This window comes from Nitrosococcus oceani ATCC 19707 (assembly GCF_000012805.1).
Classification (GTDB): domain Bacteria; phylum Pseudomonadota; class Gammaproteobacteria; order Nitrosococcales; family Nitrosococcaceae; genus Nitrosococcus; species Nitrosococcus oceani.
In genome coordinates, this window is the sequence record NC_007484.1 from 1,668,277 (window position 1) to 1,684,848 (window position 16,572).

14 protein-coding genes are annotated in these 16,572 nt (G+C 53.5%); all 14 read left to right on the forward strand.

Going from position 1 to position 16,572, the window contains the following annotated elements; all coding sequences use genetic code 11:
* Positions 1-4: 4 nt before the first annotated feature.
* The 14 genes from NOC_RS08105 to NOC_RS08185 all read left to right on the forward strand — a co-directional run bounded on the left by NOC_RS08105 (position 5) and on the right by NOC_RS08185 (position 16,471).
* Positions 5-1,057, forward strand: coding sequence for an Rpn family recombination-promoting nuclease/putative transposase (locus tag NOC_RS08105; protein ID WP_002811642.1), 1,053 nt, complete (start codon positions 5-7; stop codon positions 1,055-1,057).
* 646 nt (positions 1,058-1,703) lie between these two features.
* Positions 1,704-2,882: an RNA-guided endonuclease InsQ/TnpB family protein gene (locus NOC_RS08115; RefSeq protein ID WP_011330676.1), complete on the forward strand. Its 1,179-nt coding sequence runs from the start codon at positions 1,704-1,706 to the stop codon at positions 2,880-2,882.
* Entirely contained in the window at positions 2,872-3,195 is a 324-nt protein-coding gene (locus NOC_RS17905; protein ID WP_011330677.1) for a type II toxin-antitoxin system HicB family antitoxin, read from the forward strand. Before NOC_RS08115 ends, NOC_RS17905 begins: the two co-directional genes overlap by 11 nt.
* Before the next feature lie 294 nt (positions 3,196-3,489).
* Positions 3,490-3,807, forward strand: a complete 318-nt coding sequence (locus tag NOC_RS08130) for a DUF4351 domain-containing protein (protein WP_002809100.1) — start codon at positions 3,490-3,492, stop codon at positions 3,805-3,807.
* A 221-nt stretch (positions 3,808-4,028) separates the two neighbouring features.
* Positions 4,029-5,537, forward strand: coding sequence for a sugar transferase (locus tag NOC_RS08135; RefSeq protein ID WP_011330678.1), 1,509 nt, complete (start codon positions 4,029-4,031; stop codon positions 5,535-5,537).
* 115 nt (positions 5,538-5,652) lie between these two features.
* The gene (locus NOC_RS08140) at positions 5,653-6,873 is read left to right on the forward strand and encodes an NAD-dependent epimerase/dehydratase family protein (protein ID WP_002811084.1); all 1,221 of its coding nucleotides are present in this window, start codon (positions 5,653-5,655) and stop codon (positions 6,871-6,873) included.
* Between the two features lie 13 nt (positions 6,874-6,886).
* A complete protein-coding gene (locus NOC_RS08145) occupies positions 6,887-7,630 on the forward strand; it encodes a class I SAM-dependent methyltransferase (RefSeq protein WP_002811302.1) in 744 nt (247 codons plus the stop codon).
* 72 nt (positions 7,631-7,702) lie between these two features.
* A complete protein-coding gene (locus tag NOC_RS08150) occupies positions 7,703-9,475 on the forward strand; it encodes a putative glycoside hydrolase (RefSeq protein WP_002810711.1) in 1,773 nt (590 codons plus the stop codon).
* Between the two features lie 334 nt (positions 9,476-9,809).
* The gene (locus NOC_RS08160) at positions 9,810-11,075 is read left to right on the forward strand and encodes an oligosaccharide flippase family protein (RefSeq protein ID WP_002811059.1); all 1,266 of its coding nucleotides are present in this window, start codon (positions 9,810-9,812) and stop codon (positions 11,073-11,075) included.
* A gap of 9 nt (positions 11,076-11,084) precedes the next feature.
* The gene (locus NOC_RS08165) at positions 11,085-12,119 is read left to right on the forward strand and encodes a sulfotransferase (protein ID WP_002810218.1); all 1,035 of its coding nucleotides are present in this window, start codon (positions 11,085-11,087) and stop codon (positions 12,117-12,119) included.
* 9 nt (positions 12,120-12,128) lie between these two features.
* Entirely contained in the window at positions 12,129-13,553 is a 1,425-nt protein-coding gene (locus NOC_RS08170; RefSeq protein ID WP_011330680.1) for a hypothetical protein, read from the forward strand.
* Positions 13,543-14,505 (forward strand): NAD-dependent epimerase/dehydratase family protein, encoded by a 963-nt coding sequence (locus NOC_RS08175; RefSeq protein ID WP_011330681.1) that lies wholly within the window; start codon positions 13,543-13,545, stop codon positions 14,503-14,505. Before NOC_RS08170 ends, NOC_RS08175 begins: the two co-directional genes overlap by 11 nt.
* Positions 14,502-15,728, forward strand: coding sequence for a glycosyltransferase (locus NOC_RS08180; RefSeq protein ID WP_011330682.1), 1,227 nt, complete (start codon positions 14,502-14,504; stop codon positions 15,726-15,728). The genes NOC_RS08175 and NOC_RS08180 overlap by 4 nt, the downstream gene beginning before the upstream one ends.
* A complete protein-coding gene (locus NOC_RS08185; protein ID WP_244860120.1) occupies positions 15,725-16,471 on the forward strand; it encodes an FkbM family methyltransferase in 747 nt (248 codons plus the stop codon). Before NOC_RS08180 ends, NOC_RS08185 begins: the two co-directional genes overlap by 4 nt.
* The last annotated feature ends 101 nt before the right edge of the window (positions 16,472-16,572 follow it).

Sequence of the window (16,572 nt, forward strand, 5' to 3'; positions counted from 1 at the left end):
TTAAATGGCCGCCCATGATGCTTCCTATAAAAGGCTGTTTTCCCACCCCGAGATGGTAAGAGATCTGCTGCAAGGTTTTGTGCGGGAACCCTGGGTTCAGCAGCTGGATTTTTCTACCCTGGAGAAAGTCAGCGGCAGCTACGTGACGGATGATTTAAGGGAGCGGGAAGACGATATTATCTGGCGCCTCCGCCATCAGGAGGGTTGGATGTATATCTACCTGTTGCTGGAGTTCCAATCCACGGTAGACCCCTATATGGCGGTAAGAGTGCTGGCCTATGTGGGTTTACTCTATCAGGACCTGATTAAAGCTCGGTATATCGCGCCCAATCAGAAATTGCCGCCGGTCTTTCCATTGGTACTTTACAACGGTGGCCCGCGCTGGAGGGCGGCGACGGAGGTCGGTGACCTGATAACGCCGTTAGAGGGCGGGTTGGAACGTTACCGTCCTAGTCTACGCTATCTTTTAGTCGACGAAGGCGATTACCAGGACGAAGCGCTCGCGCCATTGAAAAACCTGGTTGCGAGTTTATTTCGCTTAGAGAACAGCCGGACCCCGGAGGAGCTCTTACAGGTTTTGCGGAACTTGCTACAATGGTTACAAAGCCCGGCGCAGAAGGGGCTGGAGCGTGATTTTACGCTCTGGCTGAAGCGGGTGTTATTACCGGCCCGTCTGCCCGGTGTGGAAATTCCTTCCGTTGCCAGCTTAGAGGAGATGAACAGCATGTTAGCCGAACGCGTGGTGGAATGGACCCAGCAGTGGAAGCAAGAAGGTATTCAAGAGGGTATTCAGCAGGGTATTCAAGAGGGTATTCAGCAGGGTATTCAAGAGGGCATTCAGCAGGGTATTCAAGAGGGCATTCAGCAGGGTATTCAAGAAGGTATTCAGCAAGGCGAAACCCAAGTTTTGCGCCGACTGCTTGCTCGCCGTTTTGGTCCTTTGCCCGAGTGGGTGGAAGCTCGTCTCCAAGCAGCGGATACCGCTGCCCTGGAAGAATGGGCCGAGCGGGTGTTGGAGGCAGCGACTTTGGATGGGGTCTTTCAAGAAAAACCCTAAACGCAGACCGCGGTGTCCCCTCTCCCCTTACCGGGTGAGAGAGAACGAGAGAGAAATCTAATGCCCCTCTCCCTCTTGCGGGGGAAGGCGAGGGAGAAAAATCTAGTCCCTTTCCCCTTGCAGGGTGGGAAAAGGCGAGGGAGAAGAATCTAATGTCCCTCTCCCCCTTGCAGGGGGAGAGGGTGAGGGTGAGGGGGTTAAACAAAATTTGGTTCGAGCTAAAAAATATGTTGTCGAACGCAACTTTACGTTTTATTCCCTTGGGGAGGTAAACGAGGTTCTCCTCTTATCCCTGGGAAAGAGAATAATGGGGGTCGGTGCGGCACGCCTGGCGAGCCTGTGAAGAGAAAGAAAATCTCTTCCTTGTTTCAATCCCCGGAAAGTTTTAAATCTAAATTTAACCCTTAAAATCTTAAAATTTCCATTGAGGGATATCGATGTTAATCGAATACATTGAAGGAATACAGGGATGTATGACGACCCCCCAGCGAGCGTGCGAAGTGAAACTTTGCTGCGAGCGCGAGGGCAAGGTAAAGTGACGTTTGCGGCGGGCAAAATTCGCGGTATCATTAAGGGCGCGGCTAGACAGTGTTGGAAGCACTACCTAGCCACTTGCCACCGACCCAATGAGAAAAGCATTGAGGCCATGACCGAGCACGATTCTACCACTGTTCAGCGGTCCTATACATTCCGCTTCTACCCCACGAGTGTCCAGCGCCAGCAACTGGCTATGGAATTCGGCCATGCCCGGTGGGTATGGAACACCTGTCTGACCTGGCGGGGCCGTCAATATAGGGTACATGACAAGCGCGTGACTGGCGTTGATTTTAGCCGCCAGCTCACGTTCCTCAAAGGGTTAGGCCCGTACGCTTGGCTCAAGGAGGCCAGCGCCACCTGCCTGATCCAAAAGCTCAGGGACCAGGACACGGCCTTCAGGCATTTTTTTGCGGGGCGAGCGAAGTATCCCCGTTTCAAAAAAAGAACGCATACCCAAAGCATCCGCTATCAACTCGATCAACGTCAGGTAGCAGGCATGTATCGAGCGGGCGAGTTTCTTAAATTGCCCAAACTCGGGGCACTCAAGCTCAAGTGGTCCCGCAAGCCCCAGGGCATCCCCAAGATGGTGACGGTCACCCAGGATTGCGTCGGCCGTTATTGTGTTTCGTTCATGTGCGAGGAAACCCTCCAACCCCTACCGCGAAAGCCAAACGGTATCGGTGTTGATTTAGGGGTGTGCGATGTGGTGGTGACCTCCGAGGGCTGGAAGTCCGGTAATCCTCGGCACCTACGCACGCATACCCGGCAACTCAGAAAAACCCAGCGCAGGCTATCCCGCAAGCGTAAGAGCAGTGTTCGTTGGCATCGTCAGCGGATACGGGTTGCTAAAGCTCATGCCAGGGTGAGCAATACCCGCCAGGATTGGCTGCACAAGCTCACCACGGCGCTGATTCGCCAGGCGGGGTTCATTGCCATGGAAACGCTCAACGTCAGGGGCATGATGGCCAATAGACGGCTATCCAAGGCGTTGGGCGATGTGGGGATGCATGAACTCAAGCGGCAAATGGAATACAAGGCTAAGTGGTATGGCCGCGAGTTTAGGCAAGTAGACCGCTGGGCGCCCACCAGTAAAACGTGCTCGGTGTGTGGCGCAGTGCAAAAAGCCATGCCGCTCAAGGTCCGCGAGTGGACCTGCCCGGACTGCCAAACAGCCCATGACCGCGACATCAACGCGGCCAGAAATATTTTAATTTTAGCTACCGGCGGGAGGCCGGGAAGTCATGCGCGTGGAGGAGTATACCAACCGGCGGCGGCTTATGGCTGCTAAAGGACTCCATGGAAACGCGAATTGCAGCAAGGCGAGTGAGCTTGTCTGGAACAAGCGAACGAGACTTAGCCGCAAACTCCAAGAGGAAGCTCTTAATAGAGCCCACTATGAAATGATTGAAGACGATGAACCTTACTATGGAGAAATAAAGGAACTTCGAGGGATTTGGGCAACTGGAAAAACATTAGAGGAATGCCGACGTAATCTTAAAGATGCCATTGAGGGGTGGCTCTTATTAAGTATTAGGAGGGGGTTACCGGTCCCAAAATTAGGCGACTATGAAATCAAGGAAGGCGAGGATGTCATGGCATAATGCCCCGGCTAACTCCGGTTTCTTCTAAGGAGCTTATAAAGCGACTGAAGATTCTAGGATTTCAAGGGCTTTATACCGGCGGCAAGCACTTATACATGATCAAGGGTGAGCTGAGGCTGACCATACCGAACCCACATAAAGATTAGTGCAGGTTTACTAAGAAGAATTCTTAGGCAAGCAAACATAAATCGTGACGACTGGCTGAAACTCAAGTAAACGTGAAGGATGTGTACCCATGATGCGTTCCTCACCGCTTAGAGTTTAGAGCGTGATTTTACGCTCTGGCTGAAGCGGGTGTTACTACCGGCCCGTCTGCCCGGTGTGGAAATTCCTTCCGTTGCCAGCTTAGAGGAGATGAACAGCATGTTAGCCGAACGCGTGGTGGAATGGACCCAGCAGTGGAAGCAAGAAGGTATTCAAGAGGGTATTAAAGAAGGCATTCAGCAAGGCGAAACCCAAGTTTTGCGCCGACTGCTTGCTCGCCGTTTTGGGTCTTTGCCCGAGTGGGTGGAAGCTCGTCTCCAAGCAGCGGATACCGCTGCCCTGGAAGAATGGGCCGAGCGGGTGTTGGAGGCAGCGACTTTGGATGAGGTCTTTCAAGAAAAACCCTAACGTAGACCACAGTGTCCCCTCTCCCCTTGCAGGGGGTAAGCGCGAGAGAGAAATCTAATGCCCCTCTCCCTCTTGCAGGGGGTAAGCGCGAGAGAGAAATCTAATATCCCTCTCCCCCTTGCAGGGGGAGAGGGTAAGGGTGAGGGGGTTTATGGATATAAAAGAAACGGATGAGAGATTAAGAAAATATCCTTTCTAACAGATCTGGAAGGACAATGCCGATGCGCTTAGTACCGTTAGTATTAAAAGAAAGAATAATAGAACCAGAAGGAGAAAGGCCAAAAAATGGCAACTTTACTCCAGCGGTATATGAGGTACTTTCATGCGAAAACAAGACACGGCCCTATCTAACGGGCGCCGTACTGCTAGCTGTGGACGTAGGCGCCGTGGGGGTGGCCTTTGCGGCCGCCGTGGCCCTGCGCTACAGCTTCGGGTCTGGTTTGAATTTCTCCACTTATTGGGAATTGTCGCCGCTTCTGCTGCTATTTTCGATCTTCTATGCTGGCGCCAAGCTCTATTCCGGCACAATGTTTCCCCCGCCAGAAGAACTGCGGCGGCTCACCTATGCAACCAGCGCGGTGTTTCTGACGCTGGCTGTCTTCGCACTGCTGACCCAAACCGGTATGCGGTACTCCCGGGGGGTATTTTTTCTGGCCTGGGGCTTGGCGCTGGTCGCGGTGCCGCTGGCCCGGGCGGCGATACGTGCCCTTTATGTCAGCCGTCCCTGGTGGGGTAGAGGGGTGTTGATTCTAGGGGCGGGATATACCTGCGCGCACCTGGTCCGCACGCTCCAGGAGAACCCTCAACTGGGATTGAAACCCATAGCTCTGCTCGACGACGATCCGGTGAAACAGAAGCGTGAGCTGCATGGGGTTCCGGTCGTCGGTGCCTGCGCCTTGGCGCCGAAGCTTGCCCGACGTCTACGCCTCAGCTACGCGGCTGTGGCCATGCCCGGTGTGTCACGCGCCCGGCTTGTAGAATTACTGGGACAGCACGGCTGGCCGTTCCGGCGCACGCTATTAATTCCCGACCTATTCGGCTTTTCCTCCCTGTGGGTTACCTCCCGTGACCTGGGCGGAATTCTGGGCCTGGAGCTGCGCGAACAGCTCCTGCTGCCAATCCCCATGCTGGTCAAACGGACCTTGGACTTGGTTCTCGCCCTGGTGGGTGGGCTGTTCATCCTGCCGCTCCTTGGGTTGATCGCTCTTGCCATCAAGCTAGATTCCAGGGGACCGGTGTTCTACCGCTCGGAGCGCATGGGCCGTGATGGCCACCGCTTCGTGGCACTCAAATTTCGTTCCATGCGCGGTGATGGTGAAGCGCTGTTGCGGGAATTATTACAGCGTGATCCGGAAAAGCGGAAAGAATACGAGCAGTATCACAAGCTCACCAGCGACCCCCGCGTAACGCCAGTGGGACGCCTGCTCCGCGCCTGGAGCCTCGATGAACTCCCTCAGCTTTGGAATGTATTGAAGGGCGATATGAGCCTTGTTGGCCCGCGCGCCTATTTGGAGCGCGAGCGGCCAGACATGGGAGAAAAATCGAATCTCATCTTGAAGGTGAGACCCGGTATCACGGGCCTGTGGCAAGTCAGCGGCCGCAACGAGCGCACCTTCGGCGAGCGGGTGGATATGGACGTCTACTACGCCCGCAACTGGTCCGTTTGGCTCGACTTTTGGATTCTTGCCCGGACAGCCACGGCGGTTTTGCAGGGGAAGGGGGCGTACTGAGAGGATAAGCTGCAATAATTTCATTCAAAGAAATACATCGTCACCTAATGCATTTTTTTTATTAAAAAAACCTGCCTTTAAAACTTAAAACTTTTTGCTTAGGGGAAAATAATCCATGAAAATTCTCATTCTTGGGGGGGACGGCTTTTGCGGTTGGCCCACTAGCCTGCATCTTTCCGCGCTTGGTCATGAGGTTGCCATCGTGGACAACTTGTCGCGCCGGTGTATCGATGTTGAGCTTGAGTGCGAATCCTTGACGCCGATCCGGCCCCTGGGCGAACGGTTGCGTGCTTGGAAAGAAATTTCCGGTAAGACCATCGCCTTCCACAACTTTGACGTGGCCGTGAACTATCAGCGCCTGCTGGATCTGCTCAGGGAATGGCAACCCCACGCCATTGTGCATTTTGCCGAGCAGCGAGCGGCGCCCTACTCGATGAAGAGCAGCCATCACAAACGCTACACCGTCAGCAACAACCTCAATGCCACCAACAACGTGCTTGCCGCCGTGGTTGAAAGTGGGCAGGACATCCACATTGCCCACTTGGGCACCATGGGCGTCTATGGTTATGGCACGGCCGGCATGAAAATCCCGGAAGGTTACCTCCAGGTGAAAGTGGAAACCGACGAAGGCAAGCTGCTGGACAACGAAATTCTTTACCCGGCCAATCCTGGCAGCATCTATCATATGACCAAAACCCAGGACCAGCTTCTGTTCTTCTTCTATAACAAGAACGACAAGGTCCGTATCACCGATCTCCACCAGGGCATCGTCTGGGGCACGCAAACCCAGGAAACCAGGCTGGATGAGCGCCTGATCAACCGTTTCGATTATGACGGCGATTATGGCACTGTTCTGAATCGTTTTTTAATGCAGGCGTCTATTGGTTACCCTCTTACGGTGCATGGAACGGGCGGCCAGACCCGCGCCTTTATCCATATTCAGGATACCGTGCAGTGCATTCAGATCGCCTTGGAAAATCCCCCCGCTCCGGGTGACCGGGTGCAGATATTTAATCAGATGACCGAGACCCATCGTGTGCGTGATCTGGCCCAGATGCTCTCCGAGCGTACCGGCGTCAAGATTGACTATCTGTCCAACCCCCGTAACGAAGCGGACGAAAACGACTTGCATGTCAAAAACGACCGCTTTCTCGCATTGGGTCTGGACCCGATCACGCTGAACGAAGGGCTCATGGAGGAGGTGACGGATATTGCCCGAAAATATGCTCACCGGTGCGACCAGAGCAAGATTCCTTGTACCTCGCTCTGGAAGCGGCCTAAGGAGAAAGCAAGTGAGTTGGTGCAGTTGCGGCATGTAGCCGGTAATCAGATGTAGAAAATTTCACTGAATGAACATACATGAAAGATTTTTTCCAGAGGTTGGTGCTGGCGGTTTCAGCCGGGTGGATGGCACCATAGCATTCTACACGCGGATAAATGCTTTACTGCGCCCCGATATGACCGTGCTTGATTTTGGGGCGGGCCGTGGCCAAGGTCCTGTGGATGATCCCGTGCCCTACCGCAGGGAACTGCGCACCCTGAAGGGGAAATGTCGCAAAGTAATAGGCGCTGATGTGGATGAAGCGATAAAAGAAAACCCTGCTATCGATGAAGGGCATGTGATAGCAATGGGCGCTCCATTACCGTTTAATGATCACTCCTTTGACTTGATTGTGAGCGATCATACCTTTGAGCACCTCAGCGATCCAGCATCGGTGGCAGCGGAATTCGACCGGGTGCTTAAACCGGGCGGGTGGATCTGCGCCCGTACCCCCAACCGATGGGGGTATATTGGTTTGGGAGCCAACTTAGTACCCAACCGTTGGCATGTGGCTTTTTTACGCCGCTTGCAGCCCCATCGCCAGGAAATTGATGTCTTTCCCACGGTCTACCGGATGAATACCCAACGCGCGCTCAAACGTTATTTCCCTCTTGATGACTACGAGCACTGTCATTATGGTCAGTTTGCGGAGCCCGCATACTTTGGAAACTCGCGCCTGATGTGGGCGTTAATGCTCATAATATTTCGCTTCATGCCGGAGATTTTGGCCCCGACGTGGATGATTTTTTTGAAAAAAAAGCAGCCTTTTTAGATGGCTACCCGGAACCCTAGTTTCAACCTGCTTCGTGAGGAATGTCGCGCTAGGTATAATTGGGTAGCTACCATGCGGGTACCCTCCCTAGGTAGTTTAAATCTGGTTACAGCCTTGGTATTGATAGGCGCGTTAGTATTTCTAAGCGCCTGCGCGGAACGTGGACAGCTAGCCCAGGCTCCAGGCAATACGCCGTTCTGGTTTGAGCCTCGGGCTAATCAGCAGCTTGACGAACAAGTTGCAAAGCTTTTAGCCAAGGAGGCGGCTGTTGTCGTATTGCGCGCGTCCTTGCAAGGCCCCATCGATCACTACGATTTGCCGGTGCTAGTCAATCGTCTGCGCCAAGCTGAATCATCGCTGCCTGTCCTCCTGTATACCTGGAATAGCCGTTATCTAGCGAAGGGTAATCGCAGCGGTAAAGAAATCATGAGATGGCTAGCCCAGGAATCCACCCTCCAAATGACCTCTCTTAAGGGTACTCCCATGCCTTCCTTTGGGGATGTCATGAATCCTGATTACCGGAGGCGCACCGTGGAGGCCATTGTTAAGGCTCTGGAGCAGAGTGGCGTGGATGGCATAGCCGTAGACCTGGCAGTTCGTACCCCGCGTTTCCGGCCAAAGCCGCTTGCTGAGCGGTGTGCCGCGCACCCGGAGTTCTGCGAGCAATACGCCCAGGGAATGGATACGCTTTTTGCCAGTCTTGACACAGCATTGGGGGAACGCCCGCTACTTTATAATGGCTTGTGGAATTTTGGCGAGGGAATGATCGATGATCAAATTGAATTACTGAAGCATGCGGATGCCGCAATCGTGGAGTACTTTGGCATGAACCCACGGGAGAAAGCGCACTCCTTCAGTCAAGATATTTTACCTTACCTTGAAGTAATGCAGCATTTAAAAGCAGAAAAGCAACTCTTCGTCTTTGGCCGGGGTCCGTGGACCTACACGAATTACCAGGAAGATTACCTCTGGCAGCGCTACCTCTACTGCGCTTTTCTTCTCGCTAAACAAAAAAATACCCTGTTTAAATACCATGCGAGCTTTCAGGTTCCAGCTCATGCAGGCCGATCAGGCGGCCTAGACGTTTACGCGGATTGGCGGCTGGACCTTGGCGAGCCGGAAGGAGCGTACCAGCTTAAAAAGGGTTTATATATTCGCAAGTTTGAAAAGGGCATGGTAGTGGTTGCCCCCGATGACGGTGAAGGGGGAACATTGACTCTAGATGCTTCTTTTTACACCCCTGAGGGCAAGCGGGTTCAGAGAGCGATTAATTTAAGTCCAGGGGAAGGCCAACTCTTATTCAAGCAACGTTTGAATCGAAAATCCGCAAGCCATGTGATTGATGTGCAGTCTGCTGACTCGCCATTAAGTCACTGGCAAGGTGCCCAGCTAATCCAGGATGGGGAGAGGGTCCCCTATGTACGGCTATCCAAGGTTAAGAAGACACTGGAAGGAGAACATGATTTGTTGCTGAATCCGGTCCGTTCCCTCCACATGCCCGCCACTGTGAACTTAAAAATCCGGCTTCGGGAGCCCGGCGCGCGCGTGTTACTGATTGCCGAGGTGGATGATCCAAAGCGCCGCACTCCGTGGGTTGTTATTGAATTAGCCCCGCCGAAGAAAGTACGCTTGAAGGAGAAAGGGAATCCGGTGTTGTTCCGCACGCCTACTTCAGAAAATGCGCGCTTTTGGCCTTACCTTCCGGGTCCCCCGTTAACTCCTGGGCAGTGGCAGGAGCTGAAAATTGAAGGAAATAAATTATCGTCACGATTTCGATTCCAACGTTGGAGTCATATTCGTTTTGTCGGCGCCGTCGATGTAATGTCGGTGTCCGTGTCAAATTAAAATTTAGAACTAAATGCTGGATTCTGCACTTTTGGGGCTATGAATTACCATGCTCAATACCGCCGGCTGCGCTATGAATTGCGTTGTGCCATCTCACTTACGCCAGCTTTATATTTACCGCTGGCCAGGCGCAAGCGTACAGATGCTGATGGCGCCACGGTAGTGGCACCGAATACTGATCTGGTGCTCGAAGGCTTTCCGCGGAGCGGCAATACTTTCGCCTATTTTGCATTCCAGATGAGTCAGCCTAGGCCCTTGAAATATATGTGCGCTATACCAGTTGGGCGGGCGCCATTTGTGCCGTGCAATTGGGTATTGATGGTTAAAGCCACACATGGTTGAGGTTGTTGCTCGCGCCGTAACACTACGGCATCGCCTATTACCTGCATTGCTTGCGGCAGGGGGAGTACTCCCTGCTGGGTTAGCACTGAACTATGCCTTGAACGTGGTGCTGGCGCGAGTACTGCCGATTGAGGGCTATGGCCTGTTTGCCTATGCGCAATCGCTGGCCAGCGTGCTCGCCCTGGCGGCGGCGCTGGGTTTTTCCTCCAGCATGATGCGCTTAGTGGCTGCCTATCGAGCGCAAGGGCGGGATGCTTTGCTGCTTGGTGCAGTCAAGGGCAGTTTCGCATTGGTTTGCCTTGCAGGGGTAGCGATTGCATTAGTTCTGCTTGCAATTGCCTGGCTGGCGCCGGCTCATCGAAGCGGACTGCTCTGGACGTCTTTGCTATTGTTGCCTTTGACTATCGACGTTTGGCGGGAGAGCACCATGCGCGGTTTGCATCGCACGGTTGCGGCCATTCTTCCCAGGCAGGTTTTCTTGCCTTTGCTGACCCTGCTCGTTGTGTTAGCCCTGGGCCTGGAAGATACCGGTCTTATCCTAGCAACCTTCGCGGGGATACTGGTTGCATTGGAACTAGTCGGGCTGTTGCAGCTACGCAAAGCGCTCGGCTTTCTGAGCACGGTGCAGCCACGCTGGGCGATGCGCCAGTGGCTGCGTGTCTCCCTGCCAATGGGCTTAGCCGCATTAGCTAATTTGGGTATCAACCGTTGGGATGTGGTGGTGCTGGGTTTTATCGCAGGGCTGGATGTCGCTGGCCCCTATGCGGCGGCGGCCCGCACCGCCTTGCTGGCGAGCTTGGTGCTCCGCGTCGTCAACCTTGTGGTGGGTCCAATGCTCGCCGAGTTGTATCATAGGGGTGACCATCACCACTTCCGGCGCCTTCTGCTCCTGGGGGCAGGGGGGGCTACGGTGCTTGGCTTGCCTCTTTATCTCGCTGCGCTCCTGTACCCAGAGCAGATCTTGAGTTTGTTCGGTCCGGGATACCAAGACGCCGCGCTGTTATTGCAGATTCTCGCTACGGCGCAGTTCGTGAATTTGGCGACAGGGCCGGTGGGTCTTGCTCTTACCATGGCCCGACATGAAATGAGCAATTTACGCGTGACTATGCTTGCCGGCGTGGTATCCCTGATAGCCCTGCTGGTATTGGTGCCGTGGCAGGGAGCGGTTGGCGCGGCGGTGGCTACCGCGAGCGCGACGGTACTGCTTAACGTGGCAGCCGCTATCGTTGCTTGGCGGCATTTTAGGATCAGGCCATAGGAGTCTCAGATGCGCTTTGCTTTCTTATTCTACGCCTCTCGTTCCGGTTCCACATTGCTTGCGCGTCTGATCTCGGAGCAGATCACAAATATTGTTGTGCTCCCAGAGTTTCGCGCCCCGGAGTGGTTATTAAGTCAAGGGGAAGCCAAGTTGCGTCGCATGTCATCCGCAGCCTTGTTCTCATTGATTAAGCTAGATCACCAGCGAGCAAATCTCGGACTTGCGGACAATGACTATCTTGGCATTTGCCAGGACATGGCCGGCGCCAATGCGCGGGTGATATTAGAAGCGATAAGCAGGGCCTATCTGGCGCGCCGTGGCCAGTCCTCTGATCCTGATGCTGTGTTAATTAAGCTCGGATCGCTTATTAGCTTAATGCCTTCTATCCGCAAGACTTTCCCGAGCGCTATCTTCATTCATATTAAAAGAGATCCACGAGGTGTAGTCAATTCGCAGATCAGGAGTGAGCGTCCCTATTTTCCAGGCGAAAAAATGGGGCGTGGTGACGCGTGGTTTGCAGCAAAATCATGGCATGACTATCAGCAAACAGTGGAACGTTATCGATCGTTGGGCATTCCTATTCACGATGTCTGTTACGAACGTTTAGTGATGGCGACCGATCAGGAATTAATGACCGTCGTATGCTCGCTCGGTTTATCGTCTCTTATGAAACAACCGTCCAATGGAATTGGATTGGAAGTAATAGGTCCAGAGTCATCCATTCATGAACTTGTACAGAAACCGCCCGTGGATAGGCGTGTCAGTGCATGGCGCGAAGAACTTCCGGCTATCAATGGGTGCGTCATCGAATATTTGACCCGACGATCCTTAATACAAGCGGGATACGAACTTTATTTCACTCCCAAATTGCGATCTCACCAGGTTATAGCGGCCCTTGTTGTCGCGTATCCGATTCATGTATGGAAGATGCAACTATATTATCTAAGACGGGTGCTGTATTACGCATGGCGTTGGCGGCGCCTGTTGGCAAGGATTCAATTGATGGTCCGCCGCTTGGTTGAGCGGGCGGAAACCGTTCGGTAGGGGTTGAGTATGCCAGCACTATCTACACGCACAAATCTGCATGCCGGCATCTCCCTGAGAACTTTGTGGAGTGTATCGGTTTTTGTAGCAATCATTGTTCTTGTATCGGTCGTCGGTACGACAACTTCATCGGGGCATTTTTTTCTGTGGACGGGTTATATGGTAACCCTGGCTGCAATCATGACGGCTTGGCGCCGGGGTGGTATTTACTCACCTTATTATTGGTTTGTCCTGGCTGCCGCCTACCCTCTCCTTTCGCCATTTCTTATACAAGATCTATTGGGTTTTCCCTATTTTTCTTATTTTGCCAGAGATATGCAGGATGCACAGGCATTAGGTGTGCCTATATTGGTCGGCGCGTTGGCTTCCTTGTTTCTGGCCCTTACCGTTCGCGAAACGGGGCATGGCAGTAGATTGGCAATAGAAGCCAACAAAGGGCGTCCAAGAATAGGGAAAAAATCAGCTTTTCTGTTGATTGTGCTATCCGCGCCATTAATTTTGTTTTTTGCTTGGCTTGCTGAGCCTGGCCAAATTGTTGGCCTGGCGGACTATCAGACATTGCGGGAGCAGCGTATTGGTGGCGCGCGATTTGCCGGCGGCGCGTGGCTTCTTTTCGAGATTGTGGCGTTGTCGGGGTACCTCAGACTCAGAAATGAAAAGGGTGCATCCAAACGTCTAGGCAGTTATATGTTTTGGACGACTACGTTGTTCTCGTTCATCTGGCTTTTTCTTCATGCGCGGAGGAGTGAGACACTGGGTTTTGCTATTTTGCTATTTTGCATGCTTAGACCACAGCTGCAGTATGCAAGCAGCCGCTGGCCGCAGTGGCTCAATCAGCGTGTCGTGATACTTCTGCTCATACTGGTAGGGTTTAGCTTGATCGGCTATTTTCGCGGGACGTTGGATTGGTCTTCATTAAATCGGCCTGATTATGTCCAGGCTCCAGGCGGTTCCGGGAATAATCTATTAACGTATATTGCGGCCTATCATTTAAAAGCAAAGGAATGGTTGAACATCTACCCTGGCGAAACCTACTGGTACTATATGGTGAATCTTCCTCCGGAGATGCTGGGTTTCTCACGAGCGCCAACCGCTTACGATTTAGTGGAAGAGCAGGTTAATCTCATGGGCGGCCAGTACTGGTTGATGGAGCCGGTAATGAATGCGGGTGGCATTGGAATTGCCGTATTTGCTGGAATGCTTGCATGGTTGTTAAGTTGGAGTATCCGTGGATTATTGTTGTTTCAGTCGGGCAGATGTCGGCCACATAGATTTTTGCAATCCGCCATGTTTATTGCGCTGATATTTCGTACCATGTGGTACGGCCCGGACGCAGCAATAAATGGCTTCATAATGGCATTGGTGGTGGGGATGGCGTTGAATTGGGCTTTTATCGCTGGGCAACCGAAATACAGGGGGGTTCATGGGAAATAAAGGAAAAATATTGGTTACCGGCGGGCGCGGGTTTATCGGCGTCAATTTAATTCAGCCGCTTTTGCAGAGTCGTGATGTGCGAGTCCTGGATAATCTGCAGCGTGCCTCTCCTACAGGATGGCAAAATCAAGCAGCGGATTTTTTTCAGGGAGATGTTCTCGAGCCAGGCTCACTTGTGCCTGCTTTCACAGATGTGCCAAAAGTTATCCACCTGGCAGCTTATGGCTCGGTTGTCGAATCAGTTGCTGACCCTACAAGCAATTTTGCCGTGAATGTGCATGGTACGCTTAACGTGATGAACGCCGCAGTTGAGGCTGGGGTCGAGCGTTTGATATTTGCTTCAACCGGTGGCGCTTTGATTGGCGATGCAACGCCACCCGTGGACGAGCGCTCGCTCCCCAAGCCCATTTCGCCCTATGGGGCAAGCAAACTCTGCGGCGAGGCCTACTGCCATGCGTTTGCGAAGTCGTATCACTTGGAAACGGTCTGCCTGCGGTTTGGCAACGTTTACGGCCCACACAGCGCGCATAAAAAGGGGGCCGTGACGACTTTCATCAAAGCCCTTATGAAAGATGAGCCGATTGTAATTTATGGGGACGGTTCGGCATCGCGGGACTATATACACGTTGAAGACCTGGGCTCTGGAATTGCTGCGGCGCTCGAGGTACCGGTGGAAGGCAGTGAGACGTTCCACTTGGCATCCGGGCGGGAGACGACAGTTCTAGAATTAGCTGATATCCTTCGCCAGGTGGCTGGCAAGCCCCATCACCCCATCCATTTCAAAGCGGCCCGTCGTGGTGAAGTCTCGCGTAACTTCGCAACCTATGAAAAGGCCCGGTGTGCCTTCGGCTTTAAGCCGAAATGGCGTCTTGAGGACGGCTTGGCAGCCACCTGGGAATGGTTTATAAGCCAAGGCGAGCACGTGTTCTCTGTTGAGGCTACGGACTCATGATTCATGTGCTTAGTATTGTTCATTATCCGGTCTTTGGGGGACCACATAACCGCAACATGCGTCTTGCGCCTGTTCTCGTGGAGAAAGGTGTGCGGACGACGGTGCTGTTGCCGGATGAGCCGGGTAATGCTGCCGAGCGGTTGCGCAATGGGGGCGTCGAAGTGGTGCAGCTACCACTGCAGCGAATTCGAGCGACTTCGAATCTGGGTACGCATCTTCAATTCTTTATAAACTTACCAGCTCAAGTGCGTGCTATCCGCGAACTTATCAAGCGTCTGCAGATCGATGTTGTCCAGCTTAATGGATTGGTAAATCCGCACGGCGCCATTGCCGCACGCGGCGTCGGTATTCCGGTCGTGTGGCAGATTCTCGATACCTATCCGCCTATGCTCCTGCGGCGCTTGATGGGGCCGTTATTGCAGCGCTACGCGGATGTAGTGATGTGCACTGGCAAGCGGGTCGCAGCGGAACATCCTGGTGCTACGAAACGGCCGAATCAGTTAGTGCATTTTTTCCCTCCCGTCGATCTGAACTGCTTCACGCCTAATCCAGCCGTTCGGAAGCAGGCGCGAATGAATCTGGGGATAGCCGATACTTCTTTGGTAATTGGCACTGTGGGCAATATCAATCTCCAGAAGGGACACGATAACTTCATCCGGGCGGCTGCCCATTTAAAGGCTAAAGTTCCTGATGCGCGTTTCGCAATCCTTGGCGCCATGAACGAAAATCATCGCAGCTATACCGAGGGGCTATGGGCGCTTGCGGATCAACTTGGGTTGCAGGTTGGTCGTGATTTGTTTGCCTTCGACCCGACCGGGCGCGTGCATGAGTTGGTGCAGGCCATGGATGTATTTTGGATGACGCCACGGCCGCGCTCGGAAGGTATTCCAACCGCCATGGAAGAGGCGATGGCACTTGCGTTGCCGGTCGTGAGTTTCGATGTGGGCTCGATCGGAGAGTTAATTGAGCATGGCCGCACAGGCTATTTGGTGCATGACCAAGATCCAAAGGCGGTTGCTGAGTATACCTTCGACCGCTTGCTTGAGCGACAGGTTCGTACCGTGATGGGTAACCGAGGGCGCCAATTCGTTGAGGAACATGCCTCTCTTGAAGCCTGCGCGAATCGGCATATGAAGGCCTATAGCCTTGCACTACGTCTTGGCCCGGACGAGGCTGCAGCGCCTATTGTTAAATCCCCGGAGGAATCATCATCAGAAACTTGATAGAAAAAAGTTGGAAGCTAGCCGGCTTGATGTCCCGGGGCGATAGCCGCTGGCTGGGTGCGCTACGATACGGGGTGGCCGCCGGCGTCGAGCATGTCCGGGCGCTGAAGAGCCTGGGCGAGATGGGTACAGTGGTGGATATCGGCGCCAACCGGGGACAGTTCGCTTTGGCGGCACGGCATTGCTTCCCCGGTGCGCGGATTGTTTCCTTTGAACCGTTGCCGGGGCCAGCGGAAAAATTCCGGCGGGTATTGGCGGGCGATTCACGGCTTGTGCTGCATCAAGTAGCCATCGGGCCGGCGCGGGGGGAGGAAACCATCCATATTTCCGCGGCCGATGATTCCTCCTCCCTGCTGCCCATTACCGGGATGCAGCGGTCGCTGTTTCCCGGTACGGGAGAAGTCGGGACAGCGGTCGTGCAGGTAGCGCCTCTATCGGAGTTTCTGCCCGCCGAAGAAATTGAACCACCGGCGCTGCTGAAGTTGGACGTACAGGGCTATGAGTTGGAAGCATTGAAGGGCTGCGAAGCATTGCTGAGCCGTTTTAGCACCGTGTATGCCGAATGTTCTTTCGCCGAGTTGTACGAGGGTCAGGCTTTGACCGATGAAGTCATTGCCTGGCTGCGCGATCGGGGCTTTCGTCTCTCAGGCGTGTACCACATGAGTTATGATGGCAAGGGTAGGGCGATTCAAGCTGATTTTCTATTCACCCGTACGGCGGTATATGGCGTTTCCCTTGATTAGCGATAAATTATCGCAAACGAGTAAAGTAAATCATGTCGGAGGTTTCGATGACTCAAGTGGTTCTTGATTTCGATGCCGGTGCGTTAAAGAAGTAGATCAGG